This window comes from Chitinophaga sancti, from assembly GCF_034424315.1.
Lineage (GTDB): Bacteria > Bacteroidota > Bacteroidia > Chitinophagales > Chitinophagaceae > Chitinophaga > Chitinophaga sancti.
The window spans coordinates 7,201,211-7,221,677 of sequence record NZ_CP139972.1; the positions used below are offsets into that span (position 1 = coordinate 7,201,211).

Genomic DNA, 20,467 nt, shown 5'->3' on the forward strand with positions numbered 1-20,467 from the left:
TGTTAACAACAAAAACATAAAGAAATGCAAAACAGAATTAACCTTGGTAAAGTAGAACCTGAAGCGTATAAAGTCATGATGGCTTTTGAGAATTATTTACTTGGTACGAAACTGACTCTTATTCAGCGTGAATTAATTAAGATCAGGGCTTCACAGATAAATGGGTGTGCATATTGCCTGGATATGCATGCGAAGGATGCGCGTAATCTGGGTGAAACGGAGCAGCGAATCTATACTTTGTCTGCCTGGAGAGAAACGCCGTTTTTTACTGCGGAAGAGAGGGCTATACTGGCGCTGGTGGAGGAAGTGACAGAGATCAGCAAGGGGCATGTGAAGGATGAGACGTATGCGGCGGCAGCGAAGGTGTTGGATGAACAGACGATTGCACAGGTGATTATGGCAACGATTGTGATAAATAGCTGGAACAGGATTGGGATTTCAACGAATATGCAGCCAGAATAAAAATATGCACGAAAATGCCCATTCTGCCTTTGGTGGAATGGGCATTTTCGTGCGTATTGCAATTTCAGTTAGCGGCCGGATGGCATTATTTTATTAAGCATCCGGCAGGGGGTAGTTGCTTTTGATCTTTGAGCCGGGGGGCTGAGTTCAGAAGGGAATGGGTAGGCGGTCACCGCTTCCATGGTGTAATGTTGGCCATATACCATGGATGCGAAGCACAGATAAACGCTGTTAGTAAAGATGGTTTGTGCAGGCATTATCTGGTTTACAATGGTGGCCAGGATGGCGGCGGGGCTAAGATAATGTCAATTCTCAAAGAATGCAGCTAAACATCGCTGAGGCATGATACGTCAGCGGTGTTTAGTTGTGGACCTGCATTAATTAATCAAAAACCAATTACTGTGGAATTAAGATTTTTGTTGCTGGATAATGTTCCTGATCACGAATTCGGTGAGTGCGTTACGGCCGGCAACACCTAGTTTACCGGCAATTCTGTAGCGATGATTCTCGATTGTGCGGATAGACACGCCCAGTTCTTCTGCCATTTGCCTGGTACTTTTACCTTCAGCGATCATTTTGATGATTCTGTTCTCAGCTTTACCCAATCTGTGATACAAGGTTTGTTGTGCAGTGTTGGGATTAGCCAGTGAGACGGTACTAGTTTCTTCAGGTGGTCTGACATGGTTAAATTTAGCGAAGCGGCCCAGGCGGGAACGGATACTGAGGAGTAGATCCCGTTTTCGGAAGGGTCTGGCCAGGTAGTCGTCGGCGCCCAGGTTCATGGCCATACGCATCTCCTGCCGGTTGTCCCGCAAGCTGATGAATATGAGCGGGATGTGATCATAGGCCGGATCATTTCTGAGGGCCATGATAAAATGGTGGCCTCCGGTACCGCGTAAGTGGGCACCACAAATGATAAGGTCTGGTTGATGTTGTTGACAGATGATGATCCCTTCTTCCTCAGACGCGGCTGTATATGTGTCATATGATTGTGATACAAGCAACTGACGCGTTTGTCTTACAAATACCTGGTCTTCATCTACAAGTAATATTTTATAGACTGCAGTGTTCATTAGAAAAGTTGATATACAGGTATGAAAAATTTAACAAGCGCAACGTTCAAAGTATTGCCTGCTCATGCCTGGGTAAATAAATGGGGACTGGAACTGAGTCTTGATAGCGCATAACGCCCGAAAAAAACGGTGTAATCGTGTACATCTTTTACTTGGTTAATATTAAGATTTTTACTTCTGGTGACATGCAGAAAAAAACGGGCAATTTTTGGGTGCCTGTAACAGTCTGCCTCCATCAGTTGATATAGTCAGGTTTCTTATAAAAAAGATATGGGAGTGGTCTTTCTTCTGCGTAAATATGTGTGAAATAACGGGTGTGACTTCAAGGAATACTATTGCATACCTGTAAAATAAGCGCTAGTACTCAAAAACAGATGTGCTGATACTCATTTTAAACAATAGCCAAACGTAAGAATTCCGCTTCCAGCTTGATTTAACAACTTTGCCAGGCGCTCAAAATAAGCACACCAATATCCTTATGACCACTCACCGGCCTGGTCTACCTGAGTACGCCAGGCTTTGTTTTATAACCTTCCTCATTTTCTTGTTGCTATGGGAACATAGCCTTTATCTACTTCACAGAAATTAGACCATTTGCTTATAAACCAGTTCATTATCGAATAAGCGGGCCACAAATGCATTAGTAAATATACTAATTTTTAAAGTTCTCAGTCAATGATCTGTAATTATAAAAGTATGTTAAAATAATATCATATTAAAGATTCACATTCTTTTGGACCCCTTGTTTTATAAAAAAAGTTATCCACATTGTACGCATTTCCTAAAGGGGCAAATTGGGTATAATTCTGCCCTTAAAACTGATATATACTTACTCTTATGCCTATCCGAAAAACTATAGAGCGGAACATATTATAATTTCCAGCAATCCTTTACGGGGATTACTTATTGGGCTAAAAGGTGGTGATGAGTACTACTCATTTAATATAATTATAGACATGATTTTTATTGGAACCCTACCTGGTATGAGGAGTGAATAAATCTGTAATAGTTTGATTTATAATAATCAAATGGGGGTATTTATGGGGCATTAATTTTCTAAAAAATATTGTTTTATCAATAAATATAGATATTTTTATATTCGAATTAACTATATCCTTGACATTCGGGAATTTATAGTAAAAAAACCATAACCAATGATAAACGCTGCATTATATCAGATCTGGACCGCTCTGAACGAGTTGCTGAGGGGGCCATCTAACCGCCTCAGACCTGTGCGGGTACATTACATATATAATAAGGAGAGGGAGCAACGTCGGTTCATGTAACTGAGCAATCATTGGGACAAAGCATTCGAAACTTACCACTAGTTTATAGTAATCCTATGCCTATGCGCAAACATTACAATTCCGCTCGTTTTACCCTGCCGGTTCACAGGCAGCAGCGAGTAGGTCTGATTCACACTGGCGTTAAAAATATCACAGATTATTGTCTGGCTCTGTTCCTGCTTTTTGCGGGTCTGGCCTGGATACCTGCCAGTGCAGCTACTACTGTAGCGAAAAATAGCGGCCGCCCTACAGCTGGTACCGTTTCCACCTACATTACGGCAACCCCAGCCAGTACTCCAACGGGAGCAGGTGGAACTTATGCAAGCGGTAACAACATTACTTATACCGTTTATGTAACTAACAACGGTGCTGCTCCCCTCACCAATGTGACTGTAGTAGACTCTGTGCCAGCAAACACTTCATATTATGGAGGTCTGAACGGTGTAACACCGGATGCTAATGGCAAGATTACCTTTACCATTCCAAGCATAGCTGCGAACGGTACGGGTGTTGTTTACTTTACCGTAACGGTTGGCTCCAATCTTACCGGTGTTGCATACATTAATAATACGGCTTATGTAGATGCAAATGATGGGAATGGGTTATTACCAACCCCGGGTACTAAGAATGGTACTTATACCGGTTGGCCTGCAGTTGCCTCAGCAGTAGATAATGGTGCTAACTCCGTAGCATGGTTAAGTGTTACGTCTTCCAGTTCTGCTGCCTCAGTTACTGCCAATGATGTACTCACTTATACTGTACACATCCGTAACACCGGTACTGTCAACCTGAGCAACCTGGTGATTTACGCTTATGTACCAGCTTATACCACTTTTGTAGACGCCGATGGAGGTGTGACTGAAGGTGCGGGTGGTTTGGTTACATGGACAATACCAAGTCTGCTGGTAAATAGTGCAGATGTGATAAAGTCATTCCGGGTAAAAGTATCTTCTGACCTCACGGGTGCTTCTGCCATTACGAATACAGCAGCTGTAGACAATGGAAATGGTAAGGGCAAAATAAATACTTATCCTGCTGCAGCAGGTGATGCCGGCAATCCGAATACTACTTCTAACCTTGGTAATTCTACTTCATTATCAATTTCTACCTCATCCAAGTTTGAAACATGGATGGTGGTTTTGAACGAAAACCTGAATAGTTACGTATCCGCCGGCGATGTACTGACATATTATATATATACACGCAATACGGGAACTGTTACTATTCCAAAATTACAGATCAACGTATTGGTGCCAGAGGGAACAACCTATACACAGGGTTATGATGGTGCTACGCACCCGCAGAACACTGATGTTCAAACCGTGTACTGGACCGTCACTAACCTGATAGCCGCTAATATTAGTTATGTGCGCTATACTGTTACTGCCCAAAATGATCTTTCAAAAATTAAAGCCATCACAAGTACTGCAACAGTTAACAACGGTGATACCATTAAAAAAACAATGAACTGTGACCCTGCTGAAAGTGGTTGTGAAGGGAAGACAGTTACAAGTATCACTGTACAGGGTACCACGCCGGGTTTGTTTGTAAGTAATGTGGTGACAGCAAATAGCGATGGTAAGAACGATTACTTCTATATCAGAAACCTTGACGATTATCCTGGCTCCAGGCTGTATATCTTCAACCGCTGGGGTGCGCAGGTTTATTACTCCAATAACTATCAGAACGACTGGAAAGGAACAGGGCTAGCAGAAGGAACCTATTATTATAAAATTGAATTACACACCCCCGCTACTGCAACTGGTGGAGTTGATACTTATACCACCTACAAGGGTTGGGTCATGATTATTAGATAATTGAATGAACTGTATTTCTAAAAGTGCAAACATGTACACAAGAAAAAATTGGTTTACTGTAGTATTATTACTTTGTCTGGGAGCAGGCGCCAAGGCACAACAAAGTGTTCAGTTCAGCCAGTATATCTTTAATGGCCTGTCAGTAAACCCTGCCTACGCCGGTTATAAAGATGTAATGTATCTGAATGCAACCTACCGCGATCAGTGGAGTGGTTATCCGGGTGCACCTAAAACGGGAATGGTATCCCTGGATGGACCGCTGAAGCGTCCGAACAGAGATGCAAACGTTGGTTTAGGTGTGCAGGTTATGATGGATAAACTGGGTCCTCAGAATGCTATTTCCCTGTATGGATCTTATTCTTACCGTATTCGCCTGGACGATGAAGATACCAAGCGTATCTGCTTCGGTATCGGTGTGGGAGCTACCCAGTATAGCCTGGATGGTAACCAGCTCCAATACCTAGACCAGGGTGACCGTATAGTTCCTGATGGGGTTGCAAAAGAGACTGCTCCTGACGCACGTGTAGGTATTTACTATTATTCTCCTACCTTCTATTTTGGTGTATCTGCACTGGATCTGTTCTCCAAATTTACCAGTAGTGGTTATAAATGGAGAGGGTATACTTATGAGAGCATTCGTAGAAGACAGTCTATTTACCTGACTGCCGGATATATGTATAGCCTGTCTGAACAGGTATCATTGAAACCTTCTGTGATGTTTAAGAGTGACTTCGCAGGTCCTGCGGGTTTAGACCTGAACCTGATGATGTACATCGATAATCTGCTGTGGATCGGCGGATCTTACAGAACGAACGTAGGCGTATTAACAAACAAGGCGATTACTGCCGCTACACCGGTAGAATCAAACAACGCTGCAAGTGCTATATTAGAGTACTACATTACGAGCAAATACCGCATCGGCTATTCCTATGATATGACTTTAAATAAACTGGCTGGTATGCAAAGCGGCAGCCATGAGATTTCAATCGGCATCCTATTTAATTCTAAGCAATACAGTACTTCCAATCCCCGGTATTTTTAATCTTAAGATCATCGAATTAATATGTTACGTTGTTACGCAATTTTATTATGCACACTCCTGGTCGTTCCAGCCGCACTCTTTGGGCAGGAATCAAAGAGTGTGCGTGAGTTGGCTGACGAGGCTTACGAGCGGCAGGAATTTGCCACTGCAGGCTCCTTATATTCGAAAATGGCTAATAAGCAACGTAATAAGAATAACATCGAGTTGCTGCAAAAAATTTCAATGTGTTACCGTGAGGTAGGCTACTATGAAGAAGCTGCCAACTGGTTCAAAAAACTCGATGCTTTACCTAATTGTCCTAACGTTGCACATCTGTTGTATGGAGAAACACTAAAAAACCTGCAGAAATATGAGCAGGCAAAAGTACAGCTAGCAAAATTTATTACCACAAAGCCAGATAGCCTACGATTGAAGAATGTAATGATGGCAGGCTGTGATAGCGCCATTATGTGGAAAGCGGATCGTGTTGATATGGCGATGGAAGACATTAAAGAATTGAGCTCCTCCGGCTCCGACTACGTAAGCGGGGTAACCAGGCAGGGGCTTTTGCTTGTATCAAATGGTTACCGGAAAATGGCGATCTCCAATGCTCCGGAAAAAGCGCCACAGATTGATACACGCACAGGGCAGCCTTATTTTAAAGCATACCTTTTTAAACAGTATGCACAGGGTGTTGCCAACACATATGTAGAAGAGATCTTACCGGAACTGCTGGGCAAAATACCTTATCACGTAGGCCCTGTATGTTTTAATCCAAGAGAAGATACAGTGTATGTAACACTGAACTCCTGGCAGCAGGATATCGCTAACAAAACAAAGCGTGGTCCTGTAAACGGTGAGCGTGTGATGATCGTATTCTGGTCTTATAAAACAGGTGATAGCTGGGCTCCGCTGGAACCACTGAAAGAAATTAACGCGCCAGGGTTTTCCTCCGGTCACGTTGCACTGAGCCGCGATGGCCAGCTGATGTATTTCACTTCTGACAGGAAAGGTAGTGTGGGTGGTTACGATATCTGGTATAGTGAGAAACAAAAGAATGGTAAATGGGGCAAGCCTAAGAACTGTGGTCCTATTCTCAATACACCGTTTGACGAAGCATTCCCTACTTACAATGAAGCGGGCATGCTCTACTTCTCCAGTAAAGGACATCCGGGTATGGGAGGTTTTGACATTTTCCGTGCAACAGGTGTGGGAAGTAACTGGACCAAGCTGCAGAACCTGCGCTGGCCGTTTAACTCCGGTGGTGATGACCTGGGTTTCATCATGAAAGCGAATATGTATGAAGGCTACTTCGCCTCTAACCGTCCTGGTGGCGGCGGTAGCGATGATATTTACCGCTTCATGGATACTCACTTTGCTGAGCGCTTCAATAACGAAGGAGGTATGGCTCCATACCAGGCACCTGCCCCAGGTTCAGAGCCAGCACCAACACCTGTAATGCTTGCCGCTGCAGATCCTGTAGTGAAGCCTGAGGATGTAAAGACTGAAACGAAGAAAGATAACAAGAAAGAATCTAAGAAGGATGCTCCTAAAGAAGAAAAGGAGAAACCTTCCAAACATAGCAGGGGAGAAAAAGAGAAAGGAAAATCAGTGCCTGTACCTGTGCCAGTACCGGTACCAGTACCAGTACCAGTACCTTCCACGCCAACTCCTGCGCCAACAGTATCAACGCCTCCTCCTAAGGAAGAACCAGTGGTAACCAGTCCGATGCAACAGGTAACTGTTCCATATACTCAACCAACGGTTACTCCTTCTACACAAACACCGGACCCTGCACCAGCACCAGCAGAACCAGTGAAGGAAGAGCCGAAGAAAACTGACACTAAAAGGCCGGCTACCAAACAGTCAACGCCTAAGCGTCCTGTAAGGCCTGAACCAAGGGCAACACTGCCTGAACCCAAGCCAGAGCCGGTTACACCAGTTGCAGAACCAGTACCAGCTCCGACAACAACGCCAGCGGCGGATGAGGAACAACCATTCACTGAAATGGATAACGCGATTATCGATAAGCTGGAAAAACTGATGTTCTTCTACGACTATAACAGTGCGATTTTGACTACCAAGTCAAGAGATATGCTGGATAGGGTAGCAGTGGTGCTGAACCAGTTCCCTGCCTGGAAGCTGAAGATCACTTCTTATACTGATAGCCGTGGTTCTGATGCTTATAATAAGGACCTGTCTGCCATGAGATGTTATGCGGTGATTGATTACCTGATTAAGAAAGGTGTAGCCAGTAGCAGGCTGTATTATGAAAACATTGGTAAGGATCCGAACGATCCTTGTAAGGGCTCAAACTGTACCGAAGAGCAGTATAAGTTTAGCAGACGTACCATGTTGAAGATCATTCGTAAGAATTAAGATAGACATAAAGGAGAAAATCCCCGCCGGCACTCCGCCGGCGGGGATTTTTATTTTTTTTAATTTTTGATAGTACCATTTACCCCATCGCCCGACTTCTATATTGTGACTTTATAACCATATTCATTAAGAGAAGATATTATACCAGGTATAAGTAGATTGCTTCACCTACCGAACAACCCGGTATTATTATCAAAAACAATCATTCTATTCTGTGAAACACCGGCTTTATTGCCCTGCTATTACAGCTCCCGAAAAACCTAGAAAATCCGGTACTGTAATTACAATAAAGCATCATCGTCAGAGAGTCAGACGTGTGCCTATACCCGCTACTGCCATTTCAGCCTGAGTGGATCCCTCCCACCAGAGAGCAAGCAGGTAGATAATGTGAGTGGCGCAGTCCTATCCATATCGTCTACAAAAATCCAGCGATAATGAAAGTAAACTTTACCTTTCGCAATGCATGGCTATGCACCTATGCAAGACATGCAATTCTTTTCCTCCTGCTAATAACCGGCCTCGGTAAGGCCAGGGCACAAGTAAGCCCTTCTGTAACTGCTACTACCAAGAACCACAAAAAACAGGTGATAGGTTATATCACCCAGTGGGATGCATGGAAAGAAGTATCGGGTATTGTTCCCAAAGGTGGTTACAACCAATTGAATGTGGATTATTCCCAGTACACCATTCTCAACTTCTCCTTCTTTGGGGTTGCTAAAGATGGGTCTCTCCACAGCGGAGATTTCCGCAACAAGAACATTTACCAGGTAGGTGCCGTTCAGGAACCCGGCGCCCTGCTAAATGAAGACATTTACAGCAGCTGGGATCTGTACCTCCTGAAAGGAGAACTGGATGCTCCGCTTTATTATATCTCAGATGGCAGCTATGCCTATACACTGGGATATCGTAATTCCGGCTCCGGGTGGACTAACGTGAACACCGGCGCTTCCGGCGCTTTCCCGTTAAGCGTTCCTAAACAGGGTGGTGCACCGGGTCTCATCGACCTTTGTCACCAGAAAGGCATTAAAGTAATGGCCTCTATCGGTGGCTGGAGTATGTGTAAACATTACCCTTCTACTGCCGCCAGTGCAACCATGCGTGCTAAATTTGTAGCCAACTGTGTTGACCTGATCAACATGGGGTTTGATGGTATCGACTTCGACTGGGAATATCCTAACGGAGCTGGTATGAACATCGAAAACTACAGCACTGCTGACTATGCTAACTTCGCTACGTTTGTAGAAGCAGTAAGAACGGCTATCGGCAGCAGCAAACTGATTACTGCAGCCTTCTCTGCTGTTCCTTCCAAATTGTCAGGTTTTGACTGGACCCGCCTGAACAAATCCATGGACTACTTCAACCTGATGACCTACGACTATAATGGTGGCTGGTCAAACATCGCAGGACACAATGCTCCTTTGTATGATTATCCAGGTGCTGAATATTCAGGATTCTCTATCGATGCGACTGTTAAAGGTGTGAAAGCGCTGGGTGTAAACATGGCTAAGGTGAACATTGGTGCACCTTTCTATGGCCGTGGTGTAGTATGTACCGGTACAGCTGCGCTGAATGGTGCTACTACCAAGCGTGCTGAAACGGTACAGCCGGATGGCCCTATTTCCACCTGTGCGGACTTTACCAACTGGGCACTGAACCTGTGGGATGGTACACCAAACTATAGCTACATCCTGCAGCAAACCGGCTCCGGCTCTGGTTGGACTGACCACTGGGATGATAACGCGAAGGTGCCTTACATGACGAAAGGCAACTACTTCCTGAGCTATGATAATGAAAAGTCTATTGGACTCAAGGCTCAATACATCAATGACAACGGTCTGGCTGGTGTGATTGTATGGCAGGTATTCGGAGACATGCTGAATATGACCAGCAGCACTACTGCAAAAGGTAAACTGATCTATTGCCCTAATACTACTTCTCCGCTTGTAAATAAGCTGAATGCTGTTTTTGCAAACGGTACAGGTAGTACTAACCAGTCACCCACCGTAAGCATCACTTCTCCTGCTGGCGGGGCTTCTTACACTGCTGGTGGTGCTATCACCATCACAGCTTCTGCTGCTGATGCCGATGGTGCTGTGAGCAAAGTAGTATTCTATAATGGTGCTACTGTATTAGGTACTGTTACTGCTGCTCCGTATACTTATACCTGGAGCAATGTAAGTGCAGGTAGCTATTCCATCACTGCCGTTGCTACCGACAATGCTGGCGCTACTACCACTTCTACCGCAGTAGCTGTGACCGTTAAATCATCTTCCAACAATAATTCTTCCGGTAAGGTATTGGTGGGTTACTGGCAAGACTGGAACCTGGCATCTGCTCCTTACATCCGTTTGAAAGATGTAGATTCAAGATACAATGTAATTGAAGTTGCATTTGCTACTACAGGTAGTGACTACGCTACAGTAAGTTTCACACCTGATGCAAGTCTTACTTCTGAAAGTGAAATCAAATCTGACATTGCTACTTTACAGGCACAGGGTAGAAAGGTTTTACTGTCTGTCGGCGGTGAAAACGGTACCCTGTTGCTGTCTTCTGCTACAGCTAAAGCCAGCTTCATCTCCAGCATGAAAGCTGTGTTAGACAATTATAACTTCGATGGTTTCGACCTGGATATCGAAGGTGGTACTTCCCTCCAGCTGGATAATGGAGATAACAACTTTACAGCGCCTACTACCGCGAAAGTGGTAAACCTGATTGCTGCATGTAAAGAAATTATTTCTTACCGTACAGCACAGGGTAAAAACTGTTTGCTGACGATGGCACCTGAAACATATTATGTTCAGACTGCTTATGGTGCTACTTATTCTCCACTGGTAGGTGCTTACCTGCCTATCATTTATGGTTTGAAGGATCAGCTGTCCTGGATTCAGCCACAGCTGTACAATACTGGTTCAGTAACTGCCCTGGATAATAAAGTTTACAGCTCTGCTACAGCTGACTTTATCGTATCTATGACAGAAATGCTGATGACAGGTTTCCCTGTTGCCGGCACCAGCCAGACCTTCCCTGCATTGCGTCCTGACCAGGTAGCCTTTGGTCTGCCAGCGGCTCCGGGTGCAGCAGGTAGCGGATACACTGCTCCTTCAGCTGTATTGAAAGCATTGAATTATTTAGTAAAAGGTCAGTCCTATGGTGGTACATATACCTTACGTAACAGTGCTGGTTATTCCGGTCTGCGTGGTATCATGACCTGGTCTATCAACTGGGATGCGGTGAATAGCAAAGAATTCGCCAGCAACTATTATCCATTCTTCTTTGGTTCTACCGGCGGTAATCAGTCACCAACTGTGAGCATCACTTCTCCGGCTGCGAATGCTTCATTTACAGCACCGGCTTCTGTGACTATCACAGCTGCTGCTACCGATGCCGATGGTTCTATTGCCAAAGTTGAATTCTACAACGGTTCAACACTGTTGGGTACATCTACTACCAGTCCCTATACCTATACATGGAGTAGTGTAGCAGCAGGCAGCTATTCCCTGATTGCAAAGGCGACAGACAACGCCGGCGCAACAACGACTTCTGCTGCTGTTACAATTGTAGTAACCAGTAGCACAGGTGGTAATACTTGCGACGGTATTGCTGCCTGGACTGCTACTGGTATCTATACCGGTGGCACCAAGGTGGTGTATAACAGCAAGATCTACACTGCGAAATGGTGGACACAGAACGAACAGCCTGATACCCACACCGGCGATGGCCAGGTTTGGACATATACAGGTGATTGCTCTGGTGGTAATACAGGTGGCGGTTCTGCTCCAACTGTAAGCATCACTTCTCCATCTGCAGGTGCTTCTTACACTGCCCCTGCTGCTGTTTCTATCACTGCTGCTGCATCTGATGCTGATGGCACTATCGCGAGCGTTGCATTCTATAATGGTTCTACCCTGCTGGGTACTGTGACTGCTTCACCTTACACTTACAGCTGGACCAGCGTAGCTGCAGGTACTTATTCTCTGACTGCAAAAGCAACTGACAACAGTGGTAATTCCACTACCAGCGCTGCAGTAAGCATTACTGTAAGTGGTTCATCTAACACTGGCAACTGTGCAGGTGTGGCTACTTACCAGCCTTATCCTGCCGTGTACAATGCAGGTGATAAAGTAGTATATAACGGTTACCTGTATGTGAGCCTTGCAAATGGCCTGTACAACGTAACGCCGGGTACTGCTGACTACTGGTGGCAACCACTGGGTGCTTGTACAGCTTCTGCTGCAAGAACTACCAATACTACTGTAGTTGCTGCAGAAACAACTGCCAAAGATCAGATCCTCGTGTTCCCTAACCCGGTAACAGGTAATAACCTGCAGGTAAGCGTCACTGCTGCTGCCGGTGAAAAGATCTGGGTTGAACTGTGGAGCATCAATGGCAGCACTCCTGCAATCAGAAAGGAATATGTAGCTGGTGCTAAAGGTGCACAGGTGATTACACTGGATGTAAGCCGTTTACCTCAGGGTACATGGATACTGAAAACATCCAATGCGAAAACCGGCCGCAATGGTGCTGCGAAAGTGATTAAAATGTAATTGACTGAGCGGACACACGCTCCATCGATCCTTTTATAAATTAGGAACTGCGGGTGATTAAAAACCCGTAGTTCCTAATTCTGGTTTGAAAAACTACCGCAGTAAGGTTTTTTACTTTTCCCTCACCGCAGGAACCGCCCTCATAGCGGGGCGGTCTCCGATGCGGCTTTATTCACTCTTTAAAATTGAACTTGCATGAATTGAATCTTTACACTCCTACCATTTTATCCTCCATTTTTTTCCACGTTAATGCACATTTATAAGGTCGTGTAAGCCTTTCATTAAGCACCGGTATTTCCACGCTGTATCAAAACAAGCCTGCAGCCGGTCTGATGAAAGTTAAAGTAATACACCACCATTTATTAACAGGCTAAAATCATTCTTTTATGGATGTTAAGAACTGTATCTTACTGCTGCTTGTAGCGCTATTGAGCCATGCTGCGCTCTTTGCTCAATCAGGTATTTATGCTGGTGGACCTGTCTATAAAAACAGGAGCTACTCCATCAGTGAACTCAAAAATTCTGGTTTTACATATGTAGTGGTATGGACCATACATATCGATGCCAGCGGCAATTTTAATTTCAATGCCGAATTCCCCTTGGTGCAAAATGGATCTTATGTCGGTGCCAGCACCTATCCTAATTTTGCAAATGATATTGCCCTGCTCAAGTCTGCTCCCACTACTATTAACAGGGTTGAGTTTTGTATCAGCGCATGGGGCTCCGGCACCTTTGCAAATATTAAAAGCCTGATTGCCTCACAGGGTACCGGTAGTACCAGTATCCTGTACAAGAATTTCCAGGCGTTGAAGAATGCAATTCCTGCTGTAGATGCCATTGCTTTCGATGATGAAAGTACGTATGATATCAGTTCCTCTACTGCACTGGCAGTCATGCTGGGCAACCTGGGATATAAGGTTACACTGGTACCGTATACCAATGCAAGTTACTGGACCAGCGTAGCTAGTAATACAAACAGCCAGAAGGCAGGCACCGTGACCCGTGTAGACCTGCAATGTTATTCCGGAGGAGCAGGCAACAGCCCCTGCAGCAGTACCTGGAGCTTTGGTGCTATTCCTATTTATGCAGGTCTGTGGGATTCAGAAAAATCTACATCCCAGGTGACCAGTACTTTGAACGGTTGGAAGAGTAGCTGCAGCAGCAAACTGGGTGGTGGTTTTATCTGGCTGTATGATGATATTGATAATTCCAGTTCTACTGCCGGTTATGCAGCTGCTGTAAACAGTGTCTTTGGTGGAGGGAGTAAGAATACGGCGGCCGCTACTTTTTACAAAGATTGTAATTACAGTGGTTTGGGCATTAGCCTGCCTGCAGGTAATTATACACTTTCCCAGCTCCTATCACATGGTATCCTGAATGATGATATTTCTTCTGTACAGGTAGCCAGCGGATACCAGACGACTGTTTATTCAGACGATAATTATGGTGGTAGTTCACTGTTGGTGAATGCGAATAATTCCTGCCTGGTGAATAACAGCTTTAACGATATTGTTAGCTCGCTAAAAATATCTGCTGCCACTTCTGCTACTACCAATATAATACAGGCAGAGAACTACAGTTCTATGTCAGGCGTGCAGACAGAGAGTACCACTGATACAGATGGTGGTATGGGTGTAGGGTACATTGATACCGGTGACTGGATGGCGTACTCAAATATTACAATTCCTGCAACCGGTACTTATCGTATCGATTATCGGGTGGCCAGTGAATCAACCGGTGGTCAGATCTCGCTGGATCTGAATGCGGGTGCAACCGTACTGGGGTACCAGGCCGTTCCCGTAACTGGTGGCTGGCAAACCTGGCAAACCATATCACAAACGGTGAGTATCACTGTCGGTACTTATGCCTTTGGAATTTATGCACAATCCGGCGGCTGGAACCTGAACTGGTGGAGTATCACTCCTGTATCTACAGCCAGGATGGTGGAGTCAAAATCAGTTGCCACAACTTCTACTGTAAGCGCTGCTGATATGCATGAGAGCAGCGTATTTATATACCCTAATCCTGTAGCAACCGATCTGCACCTGAGAGGGGTGTACACCCAACCAGGCGGTTACCTCACTGTTTACGACCTGAATGGCAAGCAGGTTTTAAATGTAAAGAGTGGGGTACAGCAGATCGCGGTAGCAGGCTTACCAGCGGGTACTTACCTGTTGATGTATACAAATGGTGAGAAGCGAATCACCCGGACCTTTGTAAAACAATAATTCCAGCACTCATTTCATACCTATTTATGGAATGAATGTTAGTTATATACCATATCGATTTTTTATTAACCATTTAAAACCAAAACCCTCAATTATGATTCGATCCTTGAAATTCCCTCTATTGTTAACCGCTATGCTCGCGCTCACAGGTAGCGCAGCCATGGCACAAAACTGGCAACTGGTGTGGGCCGACGAGTTCACCAGCAGCATTGGCCCTGACTGGGTATTCGAAACAGGCGCCGGCGGCTGGGGCAACAGCGAGCTGGAATACTACCGGGCAGAAAATGCCAGTATCGAGAATGGACAGCTGGTGATTACCGCAAAGAACGAGAGCTACGGCGGTGCCAGCTACACTTCCACCCGTATGAAGACTCAGGGCAAAAAATCATGGACCTACGGCAAAATTGAAGCCCGTATTGCAATGCCCTCATTTTCAGGATCATGGCCTGCATTCTGGATGCTGGGCGATAATATCAATCCTGTAGGCTGGCCAGCCTGCGGCGAAATCGATATCATGGAGCACATTAATACTGACCCTAATGTGTACGGAACTGTACACTGGGTGGGTACCAATGGTGGCCAGGCTGACTATGGCAGCAACACGCCTGTATCCGTGACCGGTTACCACGTTTATTCCATCGAATGGACCCCTACTTATATTAAGTGGTTCGTAGATGGTGCTCAGTTCAATGAAATCAATATCGCTAACAATGTAGGCAGTACTGAAGAATTCCAGAAAGCATTCTTCATCATCCTGAACTTTGCTGTTGGCGGTAACTGGCCAGGTTTCACCATCAACAATGCTGCATTCCCTGCCAAGATGTACGTGGATTATGTAAGAGTATATCAAGATGGTGGTGGTACCAGCACATTTACCAAACAGGTAGAAGCAGAATCTTACAGCTCTATGTCTGGTGTACAAACTGAAACTACTACTGATACCAATGGTGGTTCAAATGTTGGTTACATCGACACTGGTGACTGGATGGCTTACAACAGCATCACTATTCCTACTACCGGTACTTACAAAATTGAATACCGGGTAGCCTCCCAGAGTGGTGGTGGTCGTCTCTCTCTTGACCTGAATGCAGGTTCTACCGTTTTAGGGTACCTGGATATTCCATCTACAGGTGGCTGGCAGAACTGGACTACGGTTTCCCATACCGTAACTATCAATGCCGGTACTTACAACTTCGGTATTTACGCCCAAACCGGAGGCTGGAATCTGAACTGGTTCAAGATTACAAAATTGTAAAAGAGCATTCGTTTAATCTATCAACGTAAACCCTTATGAGCACAATTGTAAAATTTCTATCTGGCGCAACCATGCTGATGATGTCGGCGGCACTTGCTTTCGGGCAACAACAACCTTATCGCTTAGGCTCCCCTGCGGGCCTTCGTGATGATATCAGAGCACAGGCAAAATCTTCTAATGCACGCCTGACCAGCGCTGCAGAGTTAAAAGTAGGTCCAAATACTGTATTGACTGGTAAAGTAAATGCACGTCGTACAGACAATAAAACGGAGGAATTCGTGGCTGGCGAAATTGATGGTGTAGCAGGTTCTTCTTTCTACCTGGAAGTAAAAGGTGAAGAAGTACGCGGTTTCGTAATTCTTCGTAAAACAAAAACAAGCTATAAATACTATACTGAAAACGGTACCGCCTATGTGAAACAGGTACCTATTGATTCAGTACTTTGTATTGACTACACACCAGCACCTGCTCCACAGGGAAACGCTAAGGTGGCATCTGCTACTGCAACCAGCAGTGTAGCCGCACTGGGTTCACTGCAAAGTTTGCCAAACGCGAATGGCGTGGTACTACTGGATTTCGATGGTCAGGTTGTAACCAGTTCCTACTGGAACAGTGGTGTAACTATCAATGCTGCTGCTGCCAACCTGAGCGATGCTCAACAGCTGGAAGTATGGGAGCTGGTAAGTGAAGATTACCGCCCATTCCAACTGAACATCACCAACGATGAAGCTGTGTACAATACATATCCTGCAAACAGAAGAATGCGTTGCATTTTCACTCCTACAAACACAGCTGCTCCTGGCAGTGGTGGTGTGGCTTACATCGGTTCATTCAACTGGGGTAATGAAACACCATGCTGGGTTTTCAACGGAGGTGTAAAAGGTGCCGGTGATGCAGCTTCCCATGAAATAGGCCATACATTTGGCCTGGGGCATGATGGTCGTACTACTCCTTCTGAAGGTTACTATTTAGGTAATGGTACCTGGGCGCCAATTATGGGGGCTGGTTACTATGTACCGGTTTGCCAGTGGAGCAAAGGTGAATACCAGTATGCGAACAACACTGAAGATGATCTGGCTAAGATCTCCAGCGCTACTTATGGTGTAGGCTACCGGGCAGATGATTATGGTGGCTCCATTGCTACTGCATCTTCACTGGGTGCAAGTGCTACCGGTGCGGTGAATAAAAGTGGTGTAATTGAGCGTACAGGCGATCTGGACTTTTTCTCATTCACCACAGGTGGCGGTGCACTGTCTTTGAGCATTGCGACACCTACCCGTCAGCCAGACCTGGACATCCTCGCTACCTTGTACAACAGCAGTGGCAGCGTAGTAGCGACCGGTAATCCTTCAGGTTTGCCATCCACCCTGAGTACAACACTGTCTGCAGGCACCTATTATTTATCTATTACAGGTACCGGTTACCTGGATCCTGCTACTACCGGTTACTCTAATTATGGTTCACTGGGTAGCTACCAGATCACAGGTACTGTGCCTAGCCCTTCTACAGGTGCGGCTACGATCTATAAAGATTGTAACTATGGTGGCTACGCCATTACCCTGGGTGTAGGCAGCTACAATATGGCTGACCTGGTTGCACTGGGTGCAGTGAATGATGATGTTTCCTCTATGAAGATTGCAAGTGGTTATGAAGTTATCCTGTACAAGGATATCAACTTCTCCGGCGATGCATATTTGTTCAGTGGAAACTGGTCCTGCCTGGTATCTGTAGGCCTGTCTGACGGTTCTACTGTAAACCTGAATGACTGGACTACTTCCCTGATAGTTCGTGCTTCAACAGCATCAGCTGCCCGTACCACCGCTACTCCTGCTGCTTCTGCAGAGAAAGTACAGGAAGGTGTAACGGAAGAGGCTAAACTACAAACTTCACTCACTGTAACGCCTAATCCAACGGCTAATGAAGTACAGGTAAAAGCACCTTCTAAAAACGGCTACCTGTATGTAAGCATCTATACATTGGATGGTAAGACTGTCGTAGCGCCAAAACGTATTGTAAGCGGCGATAAGGTAGATCTGTCCAAAGTAGCTCCGGGTGTTTATCTTGTGAGAGTGTTCAATGGCCAGGAAACAGCAACAAAAAAGATTGTAAAATACTGATGATGAATTGCTAAGCAAAAAAGGCCTGGAAAGCAGTTGCAGCGTAGCTGCGTTGTGACCAGCAAACCCTGCCAAAAAGTAAAACCACCGGTTACATTTGTTAACTGGTGGTTTTGCTTTTTAATACGTACATTACTTTGCATCGATGTTACAAGGCTAAATACATTTCAAATAGTTCTAATTTAATTTTTTATTATAAAATAGTGCACAATAAAAAGAAATGTTACTATTTTATCAATCGGATTGATGGAGCCATTGTTTTGAAACCCGGACCCATTAAACAGCCATATAACTTGTATTACAAAAACACGGGTTATATAAATGTCGTGATATGAATACACAAGATGCCGAGTTAGTAGTATTGTTACAACAGGACGATGTTAGTGCATTTGATTCGCTGTACTGGAAATACCACCAGGCAGTGTACCGTAACATTTTCAAGTTTGTAAAGGAACCTATTGGAACTGAGGATATTCTCCAGGAGGTGTTTACCCGGTTGTGGGAGAAGAGAAAGGAAATTAATGCTACCCAATCGGTGGCCGGATGGTTATTTGTAATCAGCTTTAATTTATCGGTAGATTATGTAAGGCGTAAGCTGCGTGAACAAACCATTCACAAGGAGCTATATAATATAAATCCGGAGGAAGACTTCGGACTGGAGAATAAAAATGTATATGAAGAGCAGTATCAGTTGCTCGAAGAAGCGATCGCGCAGTTATCTCCCAGGAAAAGAAAGATTGTAACCATGTGTAAACTGGAAGGAAAGACGTATGATGAGGTAGCGGCAGAAATGAATATTTCCCGTAATACGGTGAAGGAACATCTGTCTATAGCGATGGCTAAACTAAATGAATATATTCAAAAAAACAAAGAACATAAATACATAGTATTATTCCTCCTATTCCTGAATTATCACGACTAGGAAGAGCTTTACCCGGTTCTGATCAGGCCCTCTTTACAGGAGGGCCTTCTTTTTTCGTATATACCCGCGTCAAAAGATACCGTTATTTCTGCAATTTACAACTGTATCTTTTCACAATTCTATTCGTCCAACATATTAGCATTAAGAATATGTAAATTTTTTTCTAAAACCACCCACCCACATTTACTAACTGCACGTATTTAGTATAAATAAGCAATCAAAATAGTGCAGAACAGGAAGGAATACTTCAAACATCTGTTGCATAATAGAAGCTGGACACAGGAAGACAGAGCGTGGTTTCTGCAATATTTGGATGAAAAAGATCTTACGGAATTACAGGACTACGCCGCAGAGGAATTCAATGCGGACCTGAATGCCGCCGGGCCGATATTGGCCCGGGAGGATTCTGAGAGGATATTGAACAATATCCATCAGCGCATCGCAGCAAAACCACAACCTGTAGTGAGAAAGCTATGGTGGAAGGTAGCTGCCGCAGCGATGCTGGTATTGGCGGCAGGGATCGGGTATTACAAAATATCACATCCGCCCCTGAGAGAATTGATTGTATTATCAGGAGAGCAACGAAAGCAAGTGACGTTGCCGGATGGGTCGAAGGTGTTGCTGGAGCCCGGATCCTCATTAAAATATAAAGGAGATTTTGGAAAAGCGGAGCGCGAGGTTGCATTGGAAGGGGAGGCGCTGTTTGATGTACAGCACGACAATGCACATCCTTTCGTGGTTGCGTCGCCGCTAATAAACACACGGGTACTGGGTACTTCTTTTAATATAGAAGCCAGGGATGCCAGGGAAGCAAAAGTGGTGGTTTTGACAGGAATGGTACAGGTACAGGCCATAGATGGAAATCGTAAAGATGGGCAGGAACTAATCCTCACCGCCAATAAAAGGGCCGTTTACAACAAAACTACCGACCAACTGCAAATGTCAGAAGCTTCCGATGATGCGAGATTTTATTTACAGAAGCAACAGGGCCGATTTATGTACGAAGGCACTGAAATTATGAAAGTGGTAAACGACCTGCAAAGGTATTACAATATAAATGTTACAGTAGAAAAACGCTTACAGCATTGCGCCTTCTATGGTGATTTCAACACTATTGATGAACCGGAGAAAGCCCTGAACGTAATTGCTTTATCGTTGAACGCCAGGATCAATAAAGACAGCACCGGAAACGGATTCACCATCAGTGGAGGTAGCTGCAGGTAGAAAAAAGTCGGAAAAAGAGACACAAACAGTTAACCGAGACAACCTTATGAGAGGAGAGAACTAGCATTTTTGTACTGTGAAGGTGCGCCTTGCCAGGGTTTTGTACGCAACCCTGCTACAGGCTGGCCGCCTGACCCTG

The 20,467-nt window shown here is 44.9% G+C and carries 11 protein-coding genes; 10 read left to right on the forward strand and 1 reads right to left on the reverse strand.

Translation table 11 applies throughout. The annotated features are described in order from the left end of the window. Window positions 1–24 precede the first annotated feature (24 nt). Entirely contained in the window at window positions 25–462 is a 438-nt protein-coding gene (locus U0033_RS28465; protein ID WP_072364529.1) for a carboxymuconolactone decarboxylase family protein, read from the forward strand. A 407-nt stretch (window positions 463–869) separates the two neighbouring features. On the opposite strand, the gene U0033_RS28470 is transcribed toward U0033_RS28465, so the two are convergent. After that, the gene (locus U0033_RS28470; RefSeq protein ID WP_072364527.1) at window positions 870–1,535 is read right to left on the reverse strand and encodes a response regulator transcription factor; all 666 of its coding nucleotides are present in this window, start codon (window positions 1,533–1,535) and stop codon (window positions 870–872) included. 1,348 nt (window positions 1,536–2,883) lie between these two features. On the opposite strand from U0033_RS28470, the gene U0033_RS28475 reads away from it, so the two are divergent. The 9 genes from U0033_RS28475 (at window position 2,884) to U0033_RS28515 (ending at window position 20,328) form a co-directional block, all read left to right on the forward strand. Further along, window positions 2,884–4,638, forward strand: coding sequence for a T9SS type B sorting domain-containing protein (locus U0033_RS28475; protein ID WP_072364525.1), 1,755 nt, complete (start codon window positions 2,884–2,886; stop codon window positions 4,636–4,638). Between the two features lie 31 nt (window positions 4,639–4,669). Next, complete coding sequence (locus U0033_RS28480) at window positions 4,670–5,680, forward strand: PorP/SprF family type IX secretion system membrane protein (RefSeq protein ID WP_072364618.1); 1,011 nt, start codon at window positions 4,670–4,672, stop codon at window positions 5,678–5,680. A gap of 21 nt (window positions 5,681–5,701) precedes the next feature. Continuing rightward, window positions 5,702–8,038: an OmpA family protein gene (locus U0033_RS28485; protein ID WP_072364523.1), complete on the forward strand. Its 2,337-nt coding sequence runs from the start codon at window positions 5,702–5,704 to the stop codon at window positions 8,036–8,038. A gap of 434 nt (window positions 8,039–8,472) precedes the next feature. Further along, window positions 8,473–12,582: a glycosyl hydrolase family 18 protein gene (locus tag U0033_RS28490; RefSeq protein WP_072364521.1), complete on the forward strand. Its 4,110-nt coding sequence runs from the start codon at window positions 8,473–8,475 to the stop codon at window positions 12,580–12,582. Between the two features lie 386 nt (window positions 12,583–12,968). Next, the gene (locus U0033_RS28495) at window positions 12,969–14,810 is read left to right on the forward strand and encodes a carbohydrate-binding protein (RefSeq protein ID WP_072364519.1); all 1,842 of its coding nucleotides are present in this window, start codon (window positions 12,969–12,971) and stop codon (window positions 14,808–14,810) included. Window positions 14,811–14,904: 94 nt separating this feature from the next. Continuing rightward, window positions 14,905–16,065: a carbohydrate-binding protein gene (locus U0033_RS28500; RefSeq protein ID WP_072364517.1), complete on the forward strand. Its 1,161-nt coding sequence runs from the start codon at window positions 14,905–14,907 to the stop codon at window positions 16,063–16,065. Between the two features lie 35 nt (window positions 16,066–16,100). Then, the gene (locus U0033_RS28505; RefSeq protein ID WP_083571788.1) at window positions 16,101–18,182 is read left to right on the forward strand and encodes a T9SS type A sorting domain-containing protein; all 2,082 of its coding nucleotides are present in this window, start codon (window positions 16,101–16,103) and stop codon (window positions 18,180–18,182) included. A 331-nt stretch (window positions 18,183–18,513) separates the two neighbouring features. Continuing rightward, a complete protein-coding gene (locus U0033_RS28510; protein WP_072364513.1) occupies window positions 18,514–19,104 on the forward strand; it encodes an RNA polymerase sigma factor in 591 nt (196 codons plus the stop codon). Window positions 19,105–19,329: 225 nt separating this feature from the next. Continuing rightward, a complete protein-coding gene (locus U0033_RS28515) occupies window positions 19,330–20,328 on the forward strand; it encodes a FecR family protein (protein WP_072364512.1) in 999 nt (332 codons plus the stop codon). Window positions 20,329–20,467 lie beyond the last annotated feature (139 nt).